This is a genomic window from Flavobacterium sp. N1736 (genome assembly GCF_025947065.1).
Classification (GTDB): Bacteria; Bacteroidota; Bacteroidia; order Flavobacteriales; family Flavobacteriaceae; genus Flavobacterium.
The window spans coordinates 1513034-1528999 of sequence record NZ_CP109994.1 but is presented as its reverse complement, the minus strand read 5'-3'; the positions used below and the strand labels follow the sequence as shown (position 1 = coordinate 1528999).

General features: G+C 32.1%; 14 protein-coding genes. 7 read left to right on the top strand and 7 right to left on the bottom strand.

Annotation, left to right across the window (positions count from 1 at the left end; genetic code table 11):
- Positions 1–64: 64 nt before the first annotated feature.
- Positions 65–1465 carry a tRNA uridine-5-carboxymethylaminomethyl(34) synthesis GTPase MnmE gene (mnmE, locus tag OLM54_RS06665; RefSeq protein WP_264537809.1) on the bottom strand — a complete coding sequence of 467 codons (1401 nt, stop codon included), beginning with the start codon at positions 1463–1465 and terminating at the stop codon, positions 65–67.
- Positions 1466–1626: 161 nt separating this feature from the next.
- On the opposite strand from mnmE, the gene OLM54_RS06660 reads away from it, so the two are divergent.
- The gene (locus OLM54_RS06660; protein ID WP_264537808.1) at positions 1627–2460 is read left to right on the top strand and encodes a universal stress protein; all 834 of its coding nucleotides are present in this window, start codon (positions 1627–1629) and stop codon (positions 2458–2460) included.
- Between the two features lie 68 nt (positions 2461–2528).
- Positions 2529–4301: a MutS-related protein gene (locus tag OLM54_RS06655; RefSeq protein WP_264537807.1), complete on the top strand. Its 1773-nt coding sequence runs from the start codon at positions 2529–2531 to the stop codon at positions 4299–4301.
- Between the two features lie 289 nt (positions 4302–4590).
- Here OLM54_RS06655 and OLM54_RS06650 read toward each other — a convergent pair whose 3' ends face one another.
- The 6 genes from OLM54_RS06650 to OLM54_RS06625 form a co-directional block, all read right to left on the bottom strand.
- On the bottom strand, positions 4591–5220 hold the full coding sequence (locus tag OLM54_RS06650; protein WP_264537806.1) for a DsbA family oxidoreductase: 630 nt from the start codon (positions 5218–5220) through the stop codon (positions 4591–4593).
- 386 nt (positions 5221–5606) lie between these two features.
- The gene (gene dnaN / locus OLM54_RS06645) at positions 5607–6725 is read right to left on the bottom strand and encodes a DNA polymerase III subunit beta (RefSeq protein WP_264537805.1); all 1119 of its coding nucleotides are present in this window, start codon (positions 6723–6725) and stop codon (positions 5607–5609) included.
- Between the two features lie 107 nt (positions 6726–6832).
- A complete protein-coding gene (gene gldG, locus OLM54_RS06640) occupies positions 6833–8518 on the bottom strand; it encodes a gliding motility-associated ABC transporter substrate-binding protein GldG (protein WP_264537804.1) in 1686 nt (561 codons plus the stop codon).
- Entirely contained in the window at positions 8518–9243 is a 726-nt protein-coding gene (gene gldF, locus OLM54_RS06635) for a gliding motility-associated ABC transporter permease subunit GldF (protein WP_264537803.1), read from the bottom strand. Before gldF ends, gldG begins: the two co-directional genes overlap by 1 nt.
- 243 nt (positions 9244–9486) lie before the next feature.
- Complete coding sequence (locus tag OLM54_RS06630; RefSeq protein ID WP_264537802.1) at positions 9487–9783, bottom strand: putative quinol monooxygenase; 297 nt, start codon at positions 9781–9783, stop codon at positions 9487–9489.
- Between the two features lie 336 nt (positions 9784–10119).
- A complete protein-coding gene (locus OLM54_RS06625) occupies positions 10120–10947 on the bottom strand; it encodes an S-adenosyl-l-methionine hydroxide adenosyltransferase family protein (RefSeq protein ID WP_264537801.1) in 828 nt (275 codons plus the stop codon).
- Positions 10948–11230: 283 nt separating this feature from the next.
- Here OLM54_RS06625 and OLM54_RS06620 point away from each other — a divergent pair, with 283 nt between their 5' ends.
- The 5 genes from OLM54_RS06620 (at position 11231) to OLM54_RS06600 (ending at position 15859) form a co-directional block, all read left to right on the top strand.
- Positions 11231–12181 (top strand): PhoH family protein, encoded by a 951-nt coding sequence (locus OLM54_RS06620; protein ID WP_042566466.1) that lies wholly within the window; start codon positions 11231–11233, stop codon positions 12179–12181.
- Between the two features lie 125 nt (positions 12182–12306).
- The gene (locus OLM54_RS06615) at positions 12307–12669 is read left to right on the top strand and encodes a DUF1801 domain-containing protein (protein ID WP_264537800.1); all 363 of its coding nucleotides are present in this window, start codon (positions 12307–12309) and stop codon (positions 12667–12669) included.
- Positions 12670–12808: 139 nt separating this feature from the next.
- Positions 12809–13639: a Cof-type HAD-IIB family hydrolase gene (locus OLM54_RS06610; RefSeq protein WP_264537799.1), complete on the top strand. Its 831-nt coding sequence runs from the start codon at positions 12809–12811 to the stop codon at positions 13637–13639.
- Positions 13640–13831: 192 nt separating this feature from the next.
- Complete coding sequence (locus OLM54_RS06605; protein ID WP_264537798.1) at positions 13832–14788, top strand: phosphoribosylaminoimidazolesuccinocarboxamide synthase; 957 nt, start codon at positions 13832–13834, stop codon at positions 14786–14788.
- Between the two features lie 690 nt (positions 14789–15478).
- Positions 15479–15859, top strand: a complete 381-nt coding sequence (locus OLM54_RS06600) for an ankyrin repeat domain-containing protein (RefSeq protein ID WP_264537797.1) — start codon at positions 15479–15481, stop codon at positions 15857–15859.
- Positions 15860–15966 lie beyond the last annotated feature (107 nt).

Sequence of the window (15966 nt, the reverse complement as noted above, 5' to 3'; positions counted from 1 at the left end):
TATTAGAAAATTTAAAGCTGTAGTTTTAAAATAAAATCAACTAATTTATGTTGAAATTATAGTATTATTTTCCGATGCAGAAATTAGCAAAAATATTCCCCAGCAATTCGTCATTAGAAACCTGACCCGTAATAAGACCAAATTGATATAAAGCCTCGCGAATATCAAGAGCAATTAAGTCGCTTGAAAGATTTGTTTCAAGTCCAAATTTTACCTTAGTAATTTCGTCTAAAGCTTTAAGTAACGAATCATAATGTCTTGTATTTGTGACTATAGTTTCGTTATTACGAAGAGCTCCGGTATTTACAAAAGAAAGTAATTCATTCTTCAAATCATCAACTCCAATATTTTCCTTCGCTGAAATTTTTAAAAGTTTCAGGTTCAAAGTTTCAAGTTTTTCATTGATCTTTTTAATCTCATTGTCGCCTAACAAATCAACTTTATTTACAACAACTAATATCGGTTTTAAAGGATATTTATTTTTAACTTTTTCAATTTCCAGAATATAGTCAGAACCTGAAACCTGAAACTTGAAACCATCAAACAAAAAGATAACAACTTGCGCCTGATCTATTTTTTCGAAAGTTTTTTTGATTCCAATACTTTCAACAACATCTTTAGTTTCGCGAATTCCGGCAGTATCAATAAATCTAAAACCAATTCCGCCAATAACCAATTCATCTTCAATAGTATCGCGGGTTGTTCCGGCAATATCAGAAACAATGGCGCGTTCTTCATTTAATAAAGCGTTTAGCAAAGTCGATTTCCCTACGTTTGGTTCTCCAACAATAGCAACCGGAATTCCGTTTTTAATCACATTTCCAACTGCAAATGAGTCGATTAAACGTTTTAAAACAAACTCAATCCGATTCAATAACTCATGAAACTGAGTTCTGTCTGCAAACTCCACATCTTCTTCGGCAAAGTCCAATTCTAATTCAATTAAAGAAGCAAAATTTAAAAGTTCTTCACGCAGTTTAGCAATTTCATTACTAAAACCTCCACGCATTTGCTGCATCGCAATTTGGTGAGAAGCTTCATTATCTGACGAAATCAAATCGGCAACAGCTTCTGCCTGCGACAAATCAAGTTTTCCGTTCAGGAAAGCTCTTAGCGTAAATTCACCCGCATCAGCCATTCTGCAGCCTTTTCTCAATAATAACTGAATAATCTGCTGCTGAATATAAGATGATCCGTGACAGGAGATTTCGATAGTATCTTCGCCGGTATAAGAATTTGGACCTTTAAAAACAGAAACCAAAACTTCATCAAGCGTTTTTAAATCATCCATAATATGACCCAAATGCAAAGTATGCGTTTTTTGTTTGGTTAAATCTTTGTTTTTGATGGATTTAAAAACCGAATTTCCAATAGTGATTGCTTCAGAACCTGAAATTCGAATTATAGCAATAGCTCCGGCTCCCGATGGCGTTGCTAATGCAACTATAGAATCTTGATTTATCATGTTGCAAAGGTATAAAAAAAGGCACAAATTTCCGAAGACAGAAGTGCGTGCACAATCGTTATTTTGAGAAATTATTAAATGTTAAATTACTGATAATTATCAGAGTGTTTTGTTTTTAGAATGAGTAAATTTGAGAGAAGAACTTTATAAACTGAAACAAAATGAAAAAAATATTATTCCCTACCGATTTTTCTGATGCCGCCACAAATGCTTTTGTGCACGCATTAGAATTTGCAAAAATTGTGAACGCCGAGCTTATTTTGTTACATACTTTTGAGATTCCGGTGTACGATAGTCAATTTTTTCCTGAAAACTATGCTTCAATTTATAGCTCGATAGAATTAGCAAAATTTGAAATGTTTAAAGATGAAATTCCAAAATTACGATCCATTGCAGCAGAGCGAAATTTAAGCGATATAGTTATAAAACACCGTTTAATGGATGGAGATTTATTATATAACCTCAAAAATGCTGTTGAAGAAGATCAGATTGATTTTGTAATTATGGGAACAACAGGCAGTTCAGACTGGACAAAATTTTTCCTGGGTTCAAATACAAGCTCCGTAATTTCAGGAGTTCAGGTTCCGGTTTTATGCGTTCCTGTAAATGCAAATTTCAAGAAAATTAAAACAATTGGATTTACAACCCGTTATCGTGATAAGGATAAAAAGGAACTTAAAAAAGTACTGAAAATCGCAAAGAAAACAAATGCAAAAGTAAAAAGTTTGTATGTTAAAACTTCAAATTCAGATGTTTCTGATGCGACCGTTAAAGAGTGGGAAATGGAATTTGCCGGCGAAAACATAGAATTTCTGGTTTTGCCAAGCGATGAAGTAAAAGAAACTATTCTTGATTTTATACTTTATAAAGACATTGATATATTAACAACCATAACGCATAAAAAATCTTTCTTTGAAAGTATTTTCGAATCCAGTTTTACAAAAAAAATCACCAAAGAAGTTTCTGTGCCTGTTTTAATCATGCATGAAGACTAAATTCAGTCTTTTTTTAATATTGATTTTATGATCTAAAAGCTATATTTGTATTTCATCAAATCAATAAAATGAATTCATATCAAAATAAAATTACCCATTATTCTGAACTTTTTAGTAAAATCAATAAAAGGTACAATAGTATAAGTTTACTGCGGCTTTTAAGTGTTTTTCTTTGTTTATTTTTGATGTTTTATTACATCAGAACAAATGAAATGCTGTACGTAGTTTTTGCTTTTCTATCTTTTGTTGGTTTTATTTTTTTGATGAGAATTCATTCCCGTTTATCATTTCAAAAACAAATTACAACAGCACTTTTACAAATCAATGAAAATGAAATTTCATTTTTAAAAAGAGAAAAGCTTCCTTTTGAAAACGGAATCGAATTTAATGATTTTCATCATCCGTATGCGTACGATTTAGATATTTTTGGCGAACACTCCCTGTTTCAGAATTTAAACAGAACAGCGACTTTCGTCGGAAAAAAAACACTCGCAAATCAATTATTGAAACAGTTTTCTAATGAAACCATTTTAGAAAATCAGCAAGCTATTCATGAACTTAAAACAAAAATAGACTGGCGACAGGATTTTTTGGCTTTAGCAATGGTTAGTAATGATTCTAAAAAATCGTATGATTCTATAATCTATTGGAATTCATTTAAAAATAATTCCTTACCTAAAGTTTTAATTGCACTTTCAATTATTCTTCCTGCTTTGTTTTTTGGGTTTTTAGCAGCCTACTTTATTACTTCAAAAACAATTTTATTATCGTATCTCACGTATATTTTTATTGCAAATATGATTGTTTTGGGAAGATCATTAAAACGAATTCAATCGGAAATTGCCAAAGCAGATAACGTTGATAAAATCATCAGACAATACAGTTTATTAGTCGAGAAAATAGAAACAGAAAATTTTCAATCCAAAAAATTAATCGATCTGCAGCAAAAGCTTATTTTTAAAAATGCAACGGCAAGCAAACATTTAAAAGATCTGTCTGAACTGTTTTCGAGAATGGATACTATTAGCAATTTTGTTACGGCAATTTTGTTCAACGGAACTTTTCTATTTAATCTGCATGTTTTAAAAGCACTTTTAAAATGGAAACAAAACTATTCTGAAGAACTTGAAAAATGGATCGATATTATTGGTGAATTTGAAGCCCTGAACAGTTTAGCAAATCTGGCTTATAATAATCCTGATTTTGTTTTTCCGGAAATCAATTCCCAGTATAAAATTAGCTTTAAAGATTTGAGTCACCCATTATTAAATCCCGAAACCAGAGTAGGGAATGATACGCATTTTTATCCTGAATCTTTCATGATTTTAACAGGCTCCAATATGTCCGGAAAAAGTACTTTTTTAAGAAGCTTGGGAGTAAATATGGTTTTAGGCGGAATTGGTTCAGTGGTTTGTGCTTCAAAAGCTAACATTCACCCACTTCCAGTTTTAGTTTCAATGCGATTATCTGATTCTTTAGCAGATAGCGAATCGTATTTCTTTGCCGAAATTAAGCGTTTAAAGCAAATTATGGACGCTCTTGAAGAAAAACCGGCTTTTGTTTTACTAGACGAAATTTTAAGAGGAACAAATTCTGACGACAAACGAAACGGAACAATTGAAGTAGTAAAAAAGATAATTGCAAAAAAAGCAATTGGCGCAATCGCAACACACGATATCGAGGTTTGCTTAACAACAAATGAATATCCTGATATTTTAACCAATCAATGTTTTGAAGTCGAAATTAAAAACAACGAACTCCATTTTGATTACAAACTCCGTAACGGAATTTGTAAAAACAAAAGCGCCACTTTTTTAATGCAGAAAATGGGAGTTATTTAATTTTAGATTTTTAGATTTTAGATTTTTAGAGTGTAGATTTTAGACTTTAGACTTTAGACTTTAGATTTTTAGAGTGTAGATTTTAGATTTAACTTAGTTTGTCACCGTTTAGTTTGTCATCCTGACGGAGGAAGGATCTCCACAAGTAGCTCGACAAAGATTGTATTTTAACTCTGCGGAGTCTCTTACGAAGATCCTTCCTCCGTCAGGATGACAAGATTGTGTGTAAATCTAAAATCTGCAATCTAAAATCTGCAATCTAAAATCTGCAATCTAAAATCTAAAATTACTACTTCTGCACTTCTCTAATCGTATTTACAAAAGCTTCAACCGGCTGCGCTCCTGAAACTGCATATTTTCGATCAAAAACAAAAAACGGAACTCCTTGCACGCCAATTTCCTGTGCTTCTCTAATATCGCTTTTTACATCGCTTAAATAAAGGTTTTCATTTTCTGTAACTTCTTGCACTTCTTTAGAATCTAAACCTGCTTTTACGCCTAATTCTATTAAAGTTTGAGGATCGTTTAAATCTTTTCCTTCAGTAAAGTAAGCCTTAAAGAAAATTTCTTCCATTTCGTCGCCTAGCTTTTTAGCTTTTGCCAAATGTATAATGCGATGTGCGGTAAGTGAATTGGAGATAATAGCTTTATCAAAATGATAATCTAAACCAACGCTTTTTGCGCGTTCTACAACACCTTTATGCATTTCTATTGATTGTTCAACAGAAATACCTTTTCGCTCAGCCAGAAACGTATAAACGTCTTTTCCTGATTGTGGCGTAATGGTTGGATCAAGTTGAAAGCTTTTCCACTCAATTTCAAATTCATTATCTGGAAATTCAGCTAAAGCAGTTTCCAGTTGTCTTTTTCCGATATAACAAAACGGACACATGATGTCCGACCAAATTTCTATTTTCATTTTGCAAAGTTAGAAAAAAAATGTTTTGGGTTTAAAGTTTCAGGTTTCAAGTTTAAAGTTTCAGGTTTCATGTTTCAGGTTTTCACTGAACGCCAAACCCGACATGTTTTTAAAACCTGTCGGGTTTATATCATCGTCAAGTTAGTTTGTCATTGCGAGGAACGAAGCAACCACACTTAAAAACACTTTATGGATTCAGCAAATGCGGTTGCTTCATTCCTCGCAATGACTTAAAAAAGGTTAAAAATAAAAAACCGCAACTCTTTATGAGAATTGCGGTTTCCAGGTATAAAAAATGGTTGGTTAATAGCGATGTTTTTTTTTACAATGATATGTCTTTAATTTGAAACTAAAAAAAATCCCTGTAACAAAAAGAAGTTTTGATGTTAACTATTTAACATTACGGGCATTACCAACATGGTAACCGTTTCTCCTTCTTCTAAGCCATCAACAGGGGTAAGAATCCCGGCTCTGTTTGGCAATGACATCTCTAACATAATCATATCTGATTGTAAGTTGGTCAGCATCTCCGTTAAAAAACGTGAGTTGAAACCAATTTGAAGATCATCTCCTTGATAATCACAAGTTAATCTTTCTTCGGCTTTGTTAGAGTAATCGATATCTTCGGCAGAAACATTTAATTCAGCTCCTGCAATTTTTAAACGAATTTGGTGTGTTGTTTTGTTTGAGAAAATCGCAACACGACGAACAGAGCTTAAAAATAAAGCACGATCGATCATTAATTTATTTGGATTTTCTTTTGGAATTACCGCTTCGTAATTTGGGTATTTTCCGTCGATTAAACGACACATTAAAATATAATTATCGAATGAAAAAGTCGCATTCGAATCGTTGTATTCAATTTTTACTTCTGCATCAGAAGATCCTAAAATACTTTTTAAGATATTTAAAGGTTTTTTAGGCATAATAAAATCTGCAACCTGAGATGCTTTTACATCTGTACGGGCATATTTTACTAATTTATGAGCATCTGTTGCAACAAAAGTTAATCCCTCTGGTGAAAACTGAAAGAAAACCCCTGACATTACCGGACGTAAATCGTCGTTTCCGGCAGCAAAAATAGTTTTGCTTACAGCAGTTGCCAAAACATCAGCAGGAACAAGTGTTACAGATGGATCTTCAAGATGTACAGCTTTTGGAAATTCTTCTCCGGCAGCATACGCTAAGGCATATTTTCCTGAATTTGAACTAATTTCAACAGTATTATTATCTTCAACTGTAAAAGTTAAAGGTTGTTCCGGAAACGTTTTTAAAATTTCAAGCAAAAGTTTAGCAGGAACAGCAACGCTTCCTTTACTTTTAGAATCGATAGATAATGTAGCAGACATTGTGGTTTCAAGATCTGAAGCTGAAACTGTCAACGCATCATTGTCTAGTTCAAATAGAAAGTTATCTAAAATAGGCAACGTATTGTTACTGTTGATTACACTACCTAAAACTTGTAATTGTTTTAATAAGTACGAACTCGATACTATAAATTTCATGTCTTTTGTTTTATTTTTTTGCTCTTTTCTTTAGTTTTTATTCAACTAAGATACGTTTTACAAATATATCGTAAACAATCTTAGTTTTGCAATTTTTTTATTAACATCTATTTGCTGTATTTTCTTTTTCGAATGTAAGTAAATGCAAGTCCGAAAACCAATAAAATTGCAATTGGAAGTCCGATAGTTATGAATTGTGTTATGCTGTAATTTTCGTAAACTTTTTCTTTATCAAGTAAAGGCAGCTCAACATCTTTGCTTCTAATGTTAATAAGTCCGGTATCATCCAGCAAATAATTAATACAATTCATCATAAAATCTTTGTTATCATACAAGTTTCCTGTGCGTTGATCATAACCCAATTCTACCGGCATCATATTTTTATCTAATTGATTTCTTGCTAAATCCCCATCAGAAATAACAATCATTTTGTTTGGTTTTCCTTTTGCAATGAAATCATTATCTTTAAAAGGCAAAACACGATTCTCAAAAGCCGAATGGAAATTCCCTTCCAATAAAACCGAAAGCGGTAAATTTCCTTTATTTAAATAATCCTGTGTAGCCGTTTTTTCGGTTACCGTATTCAGGTTGATTTCTGCCGGAGTTCCAATTGTTTTAGAATAGGGAGACGATTGCAGTAAAACTGTTTTTTTAATTCCGTTTTTCAAAGTATCAATCGGGCTTGCAAAGTCAAACCTGATTCCGCCTAAATTTTTCACGATTGGATGTTTGCTTGTTGGATAAACCAGTGGTGCAAATTTCCATATAAAATCCTGATATTGAGTTGCGCTTCCTTGTTCTCCGGTTGCTAATTTTATCGGACTTCCTTGTTCATCTTTTACCAAATCAGGATTAATTCTGAAACCGTATTTAAAGAACATATCATTCAAATTCAAATCTCTCGGATACGCCAAAGTAGCTCCTGATTGATTGTATAAACTGTCCATATCGGCCGCAACCTGATCGATTAACCATAATGTTTTTCCTCCATTCATGATAAATTGATCTAAAACCTGCTTTTCTTCGTCAGAAAAAGTTTGTGTTGGTTTTGAGATTATGGCTAAATCATATTTCTTTAAAGCTTCTAAACTTCCTGTTGGATTTTTAGCGACAGAATCTAATGTAAAAGGACCAATATAATAGCTTTCGCGAATTTGCATCAGCATTTTGGCAATATGAATTTCGTTTATTTCGCCATTTCCTTTTATAATAGCTACTTTCTTTTGTTTGGCTTTGGTGATTTTATTAATCGCATCAGCAATCGAATATTCTAAATGCTGAATAGAACCCACAACTTTTTGCGTTGTCGAAGCGCCCATAATATTTTTCAACAAAGGAATATTAACTTCTTTATTGTCATATACGGCAACTGCCCACGGAAAAACCATTGCTTGTGATTGTTTTCCTTTATCGTCAACAGTGATGTTTATTGGCGTTAAGCCTTTTTGATAAAGTGATTTTATAACTGCCATGCTTTCGTCTTCGTTTTCCATTGGATTTACGAATTCGAAAACAATATTGCTGTTATACGCCTGAAATTCTTCTAGTAATTGTTTGGTTTCCTGCTGTAAACGTCTGAAATCTGCAGGCAAATCGCCTTGCATGTAAATTTTTATGGATAATGGATTTTTAACTTGCTTTACAATATTTAAAGAAGTTTGGGATAAGGTATATCGTTTATCTTTGGTCAAATCAAAGCGGTGGAAAAACAAACTTCCCAATAGATTTAAAACGATTAAAACCAAAACCGTAATACCTAATTTTTTAATATTTTGTTGATTAGATGCTTTCATTAGGCTTTAAAAGATTTTAATTGGTAAACGGTAAACGACAAAAATAATACGGTGATGCTTAAAAAATAAATAACATCACGAGTATCAATAACGCCCCGACTCATACTTTTAAAATGATCCTGCATTCCTAAAACGGGAATAATATTGTTGAAACCAGGAACTAATGTTGCGATACCTTCAAAACCAAAATAAAAAAAGAAACATAAAAAAACCGCAATTATAAAAGCGACAATTTGATTTTCAGACAGGGTAGAAGTAAAGATTCCGATAGCAGAATAAGCAGCAATTAAAAATAATAATCCGAAGTAAGAACCAATCGTGCTTCCCATATCGATATTTCCTTCCGGTAAACCTAAATTCGAAATTACTTTTACGTAAATAAAGGTTGGAATAATTGCTAAAATAATCAGAAATAGAGAACCTAAAAATTTTCCGTTTACGATTTCCCAAATTGATAATGGTTTGGTTAAAAGCAATTCAAGTGTTCCTTGTTTTTTTTCATCAGAGAAACTTCTCATTGTTACCGCCGGAATAAGGAAAATCAAAATCCACGGTGTTAAAGTGAAAAACGGAGTCAAATCGGCAAAACCGGTATTCAATATATTGTAATCTCCTTCAAAAACCCATAAAAATAGTCCGTTGCTAATTAAGAAAATAGCAATGACCAAATAGCCAATAGGAGAACCAAAAAAGGACTTTATTTCTCTTAAAATGATTGATTTCATTTATTTTTTGTTTAATCGTTTGAACTGTTTAATCGTTTATTTGTTTGATTCGTTTAATCGTTTCTTTGTTTATTTGTTTCAAGTTTTAGGTTTCAGGTTTCAGGTTCGACCAGCTTTGCGACCTTTACGATTTCTAAAATCTTTAATATATTCTTTGTGCTCTTCGTGGTTAATTCATTTCCAATTTTCAGACCCGTCATATAACCTGAAACATGAAACTTGAAACCTGAAACCTGAAACAATTTATGCCAAAGAAACCACTTTGTCAACGCTCCACGCTTCGGGCTTTGCATTAAATAGCTTTTTTGTAAAATCCCAAACGGTATTGAATAATTCAGATTTTCTGTAATTTTCTAAATCAGTTTCTGTTTCCCAATAACTATATGTGAAAAATATGCATTTGTCATTTTTATCCTGATACAATTCTAAAAAACGATTTCCTTCTGCATTTCGTATTTTGTCTTTTACGGATTCAAAATTCTCCAGAAAATCAGGGATTTTTTCTTCGTGAAAACTCATTTTTACTATTCTGACAAACATATTTTAATTTTAGATTTCTGATTTTAGATTTTAGATTGAAAACCTTTTCAGGTGCGCAAAAATACCAAAATAGATTGTTCTTTTTAGGAAAATTTAAAATATTATGATAAGCTTATTTTCTCATGCTTTTGACACAATATTGTCATCTCGACGGAGGAGAGATCACACCAGGAACTCCGCAAAGAAAATCTCCAATCTTTATCGATTACAAGTGATTCGTTGGTTCCTCAGGATGACAAACTAAACGGACAAACTTTGTGTTCTTCGACTTCGCTCAGAGTGACAATCAAAGTCAAAATCTAAAATCTAAAATCAGCAATCTAAAATCTATAATCATTACAAAAACTGCACAGTAATCACATCACGATAATTTAATCCCAGCAAACTGTTTGCAGAACCTACTTTTGAAGGATTGCTTCTAAATATAGCAATCTCAAGAAATCCTGCTTCATTAAAAATCGCTAGTTTTTCGCCTTCATACGTTTTAATTGGATATTTCTCAGAAGTTGCAATGTCAGAATAATTAGGAAGAATCGTTTTGATGCTTTTCGGTTTCATTACAATTTCGTACGGACGCCCTTTTGCGACTTCCAGAAATTGGTTTTTAGAAATATTAGTTATAATGTTTCCAAAATGATCAATATAAATTACATATCCTTTTAGTGAATTTCCATCATTTGAAACTACTGCCTGCAATTCGGTTATTTCTTTGATAGCAGTAATTTCTTTTCCTATTACATTCAATAATCCGCCTTTTGCAATATGGCAGGCAACTTGTATAAAAATATCCATATCTGAGGATTCCGGCGGAAAACGATCGTGAATATTAATTGCAACAATTTTCTCCGGAACGATTTTCTGCGTGAGCATACTTAAAATTCCGTTATCGGCACAAATAAAGTAATGATCGTTCCATTGCATGGCGATATGCTGGTTCTCTTTATTGCGCTCAATGTCAACACCAATAAGGTGTACGGTTCCTTTTGGGAAACTTAAATACGATGCTCCAACAATGTAACTTGCTTCGGCAGTATTAAACGGATCTATATCGTGCGAAATGTCAATAATTTGAGCCTCTGAATATTCAGATAATATTTTACCCTTTAGCGAACCAACAAAGTGGTCTTTTAAGCCGTAATCGGTAGTAAGGGTAATTATTGACATAATTTTGTTTATAACTATTGGTAGTTTTTAAATCTAATTTTCATTAAATTTGAGATATGCAAATCTAGTAATACTAAATACAAATTGAAAGAAAGAAAAGACAATTTGCATTTTTTAAAACAAAGTAACTGTTTCAATAGTCTCAGTAATCAGTTTCAGTTTTTAGTCTTTGAAAAAAGGTGACAGAACTGATATCTGCGACAGGAAACTGTAAACTAAAAAAACAACCCGACAGCAATAGATTTACAAAAACAAATTTATTTTTAATTTAAAACTACCTCATTTGAACGAAAGAATAATCGAGCTCATAGACATCGCTCCAAAAGACTTTTGGGGCGCTCAGGACACTCATCTTGAAATAATTAAAAAGTATTATCCAAAGCTTAAAATCGTTGCGAGAGGTACTACTTTGAAAGCGTTTGGCGAAAAAGAAGTTTTAGATGAATTCGAAAAAAGGTTTCAAAGGCTAATGCTTCATTTTACCAGATACAACAACATTGATGATAATGTTATCGAACGTGTAATTATGAGTGATGGTCAGGATGAAAGAAAATCTTACGATCATGACAAAATTTTAGTGCACGGTGTTGGCGGTAAAATAATTAAAGCCATGACGCCTAACCAGCAATTACTGGTAGATACCATCAAGAAAAACGATATGGTATTTGCGGTTGGTCCCGCTGGAACAGGAAAAACGTATACAGGTGTGGCAATGGCGGTTAAAGCGCTTAAAGAAAAAGAAGTAAAAAGGATCATACTAACGCGTCCGGCGGTAGAAGCAGGAGAAAATCTTGGTTTTTTACCCGGCGATATGAAAGAAAAACTGGATCCTTATATGCAGCCTCTTTATGATGCTTTGCGCGATATGCTGCCTAATGAAAAGCTCGAAGATTATATTTTGAAAGGAATTATTCAGATTGCGCCACTGGCATTTATGCGTGGGCGCACACTTGATAATGCCTTTGTAATTCTGGACGAGGCGCAAAATACAACCCACTCACAAATGAAGATGTTTTTGACTCGTATGGGAAAAAACGCCAAATTTATGATTACGGGCGATCCTGGACAGGTCGATTTACCACGCAGAACTATTTCTGGTCTGAAAGAAGCAATTTTGGTTCTGAAAGACGTTGACGGAATTGGAATTATTTATCTTGATGATAAAGATATCGTGCGTCACAGATTAGTGAAAAAGGTAATCGATGCTTATAAACAAATAGAAAATCACGATTAATTTTATAGAGTGTCAAATGTAAATCGTGAAATGTGTTTTGACATTTATTAATATTCGTTTTATTCATGTTCTTTTTATTGACATGTGTAAAACGAATATTTTTTTATCTTAGAAATTCAAAAAAAATGAAACAACTAGATGATTTCTACTTAAAACAGGAAGAACCTATAAAAGGTGCACTTTTGGCATTAAAAGAAATTATTCTAAAGCAAGACAAAGACATTACAAATGTTCTAAAATACGGAATGCCGTTTTTTTGTTTTAAAGGAAAAATGTTTTGTTATTTATGGATTCATAAAAAACTCAAACAGCCGTATATTGGTATCGTTGAAGGAAAATATTTTGATGAGCCATTTTTAATTCAGGAATCCCGTTCCAGAATGAAAATTATGTTACTTGATTCTGAACAAGATTTGCCCACAGAGAAAATCGAAATGGTTTTACAGAAAGCTTTGAATTTGTATAAATCAGGAATTATTAAAGTTTAAATTATTAATAATTTAGTTTTTGAAGAAATAGTTAAATATATAATAAACTTGCATCATTTCGAGCTTTCAGGTCTTTGATTCTTTGCTCAACTGAGCTTAAAACCTTAAATTTGCATATCATAAATACTTGATTTTTAATATGACTTCAAAACTTAGGAATATAAAAGTTGTTGTAAGTGACTTAGATGGAACTTTACTCAACCCACAGCACAAAATATCCGATTATACCAAATCAATTTTTCAGGAACTTCACAATCAAAATTATCTTATCGTTGTCGCCACAGGCCGTCATCATCTTGATGCTATGGCAATTATAGAAACGCTGGAAGTGCCGGTTTATCTGGTAAGTTCAAACGGAGCCAGAATTCATTCGCCGGAAAAAGAAGAATTATTTTCATTTAATTTGGATAGTGATGTTGTAAAAGCAGCCTTAAATGTTGAGATTGATCCTGAAATTACGGTTGTTTTATTTAAGGAAAATGTTTGGCAAACGAATAGAATCAGTGAAAAATTAAATGCTTTTCAGGCTGAATTAAAATACCATCCGGAATTGGTTGATTATAAAAATCTGGAAGATTTTGGAGCAATTAAAATTTTCTTTTCTTGTGATGATCACGAAAAATTAGTAAAATTAAAAGATGCAATTTTAGAAAATTCTTCAGAACATTTGCATCATGCTTTTAGCTTGCCAACTTGTTTAGAATTTATGGATAAATCTATAGATAAAGCAGTTGCAATTGAAAGAGTATTAGAAAAAGAAGGTTTTACTTTAGATGAAGTTGTTTCTTTTGGTGACGGTTTCAACGATGTTCAAATGTTATCGGCATCAGGAAAAGGATTAATTATGGGAAATGCTCCCGCTTTATTAAAAGAAACTTTGCCTGATTTAGAAGTTATAAAAACAAATGCCGAAGATGGCGTTGCAAAATATATTTCATCGAAAATTTTGAATAAAGAATTTGTCGCATAATTGACATATAAACTTTTGTTTACACAGATAATTTAATCCCGAAAGATTTTTCTTTTGGGATTTTTTGTTTCTAATTAAAGAGTACAAAACTGCAAATTATGATATTTCTTAACTTATCTCTTTGTTTTCATTATGAAACTCTCTGAAATAGTTTTAAATTTGCAATCATAAAAAACAACACAACTAAGGATAATGAGCAATACGATCACAACTACAAATTTTAATTTCCCGAATCAAAAATCAGTTTACCGCGGAAAAGTTAGAGAAGTTTACAATATAAACGACGAACTTTTGGTAATGGTTGCAACCGACAGACTTTCGGCTTTTGATGTGGTTTTACCTAAAGGAATTCCATACAAAGGACAAATTCTAAATCAGATTGCGACAAAATTCATGGAATTAACAGAAGATATTGTTCCAAACTGGTTAATTGCAACTCCGGATCCAAACGTTGCTGTGGGACATTTATGTGAGCCTTTTAAAGTTGAAATGGTCATTCGTGGCTATGTTTCTGGTCATGCTGCACGAGAATATGCTGCTGGAAAAAGACAAATTTGCGGTGTAACAATGGCTGAAGGTTTAAAGGAAAACGATAAATTTCCTGAGCCAATTATTACACCAACTACAAAAGCGGATAACGGTTCTCATGATGAAGATATTTCTCGTGAAGATATTTTAGCAAAAGGAATTGTTTCTGAAGAAGATTATATCGTTTTAGAAAAATTTACTCGTGATTTGTTTCAGAGAGGAACTGAAATTGCTGCTTCTCGCGGTTTAATTTTAGTTGATACTAAATACGAATTTGGTAAAACAAAAGATGGCGTTATTGTTTTAATTGATGAAATTCATACGCCTGATTCTTCTCGTTATTTTTATGCTGACGGTTATCAGGAAAGACAGGAAAAAGGGGAGGAGCAAAAACAATTGTCTAAAGAGTTTGTTCGTCGCTGGTTGATCGAAAATGGTTTTCAAGGTCAGGAAGGACAGCAGATTCCGGAAATGACAGACGCTTATATTGAGTCGGTTTCTGAAAGATATATTGAATTATACGAGAATATCTTAGGAGAAAAATTTGTGAAAGCTGATATCGCTAATATTGATCAGCGTATTGAAAAAAATGTGGTAGAATATCTTAGTTCTAAAAAATAAGTACTTTATTTTATTTTAGAGATTCTTCTTAAAAATAAATAAAAAATATTTAAGCTACAGATTGCCTGATTAACCTGATTTTTTAATAATCGTTTTAATCTTGTAATCTGTGGCTTTTTTTATTCTCTCTTTCTAAAATCTTTTTTGACGTTTTCTAATGCTTATGATTCTCCAATTCAAGATCATTTGTTAGTTACTTTTTGGTTAAAAGTGTATTCCTTAATGTTGTTATTTGCTGTTTATTTTAAAAATGTTAAAATATCAATTTAAGAACAGATGTATTTTCTTTCTTTTTGTATTTTCTTTTAAATTGACATATTTAGATTGTTAATTTATATTTTCCAGCCTATTTATTTGGTTTTAATTTATTTTTCGGGCTTTTTCTACAGTTAATTTTAAAGTAAAGTTAAAAAGGTAGAGGATTGCTTTTGGATTTTGTGAAGATTTTGAGATTAATTTTTGATAAAATATTCAATTAAGTGTAACATTTTTACTTTTGCTGCGTCTATTATACGGAAACATCAATTAAACGTTCTTGATATTATGAGTCTATTAACAAAACGTTAATAATTGGTTAAAACATAGTACCTTGTAATGCAAAGTATCGAATTTTAATTTACATTTGTACAAGAATTTAGAACAACCCATTATCAATCAAATATTTATCAATCAATTTAACAAAAAATCATTATGAAAAATTCAGTAATTTATTTAGGATTAGCTTTAGTAGCATTTGCAAATGTATCAATGGCTTCAAATCAACAATTAGTAGTAAAACAACCAGTTGAAGTTTCAGCTTGGGACGCAACTCCGCTAAATGTTGCTGTTAGTAAAGGTGACATCGAAGTAGTTAAAAAATTTATTGAATATGGTGCTAATGTAAATGAAAAGTCAGACGATATGTCTCCTTTAATGACTGCAGCACGTTACAACAAAGTTGAAATCATCAAAGTTTTATTAGCTAGCGGCGCTCGTCCTGGTGACAAAAACGAAAAAGGATATACAGCTTTAAAATATGCACAATTATCAAATGCAACAGAAGCTATTGCACTTTTGAAAGATTTAAAATAAGAGTTTAAAAAAAGTTTGAGTTAGTATATAAAAGCGATCTTCTTTGAGCAGAAGGTCGTTTTTTTTATTTTATGATAAATCGTAAAGTATAGAATTAAAAAAGCATT

Excerpts from the sequence above, each read along its gene's own strand:
- mnmE (WP_264537809.1), bottom strand. The coding sequence starts at position 1,465 with ATGATAAATCAAGATTCTATAGTTGCATTAGCAACGCCATCGGGAGCC.
- OLM54_RS06660 (WP_264537808.1), top strand. The coding sequence starts at position 1,627 with ATGAAAAAAATATTATTCCCTACCGATTTTTCTGATGCCGCCACAAAT.
- OLM54_RS06655 (WP_264537807.1), top strand. The coding sequence starts at position 2,529 with ATGAATTCATATCAAAATAAAATTACCCATTATTCTGAACTTTTTAGT.
- OLM54_RS06650 (WP_264537806.1), bottom strand. The coding sequence starts at position 5,220 with ATGAAAATAGAAATTTGGTCGGACATCATGTGTCCGTTTTGTTATATC.
- dnaN (WP_264537805.1), bottom strand. The coding sequence starts at position 6,725 with ATGAAATTTATAGTATCGAGTTCGTACTTATTAAAACAATTACAAGTT.
- gldG (WP_264537804.1), bottom strand. The coding sequence starts at position 8,518 with ATGAAAGCATCTAATCAACAAAATATTAAAAAATTAGGTATTACGGTT.
- gldF (WP_264537803.1), bottom strand. The coding sequence starts at position 9,243 with ATGAAATCAATCATTTTAAGAGAAATAAAGTCCTTTTTTGGTTCTCCT.
- OLM54_RS06630 (WP_264537802.1), bottom strand. The coding sequence starts at position 9,783 with ATGTTTGTCAGAATAGTAAAAATGAGTTTTCACGAAGAAAAAATCCCT.
- OLM54_RS06625 (WP_264537801.1), bottom strand. The coding sequence starts at position 10,947 with ATGTCAATAATTACCCTTACTACCGATTACGGCTTAAAAGACCACTTT.
- OLM54_RS06615 (WP_264537800.1), top strand. The coding sequence starts at position 12,307 with ATGAAACAACTAGATGATTTCTACTTAAAACAGGAAGAACCTATAAAA.
- OLM54_RS06610 (WP_264537799.1), top strand. The coding sequence starts at position 12,809 with ATGACTTCAAAACTTAGGAATATAAAAGTTGTTGTAAGTGACTTAGAT.
- OLM54_RS06605 (WP_264537798.1), top strand. The coding sequence starts at position 13,832 with ATGAGCAATACGATCACAACTACAAATTTTAATTTCCCGAATCAAAAA.
- OLM54_RS06600 (WP_264537797.1), top strand. The coding sequence starts at position 15,479 with ATGAAAAATTCAGTAATTTATTTAGGATTAGCTTTAGTAGCATTTGCA.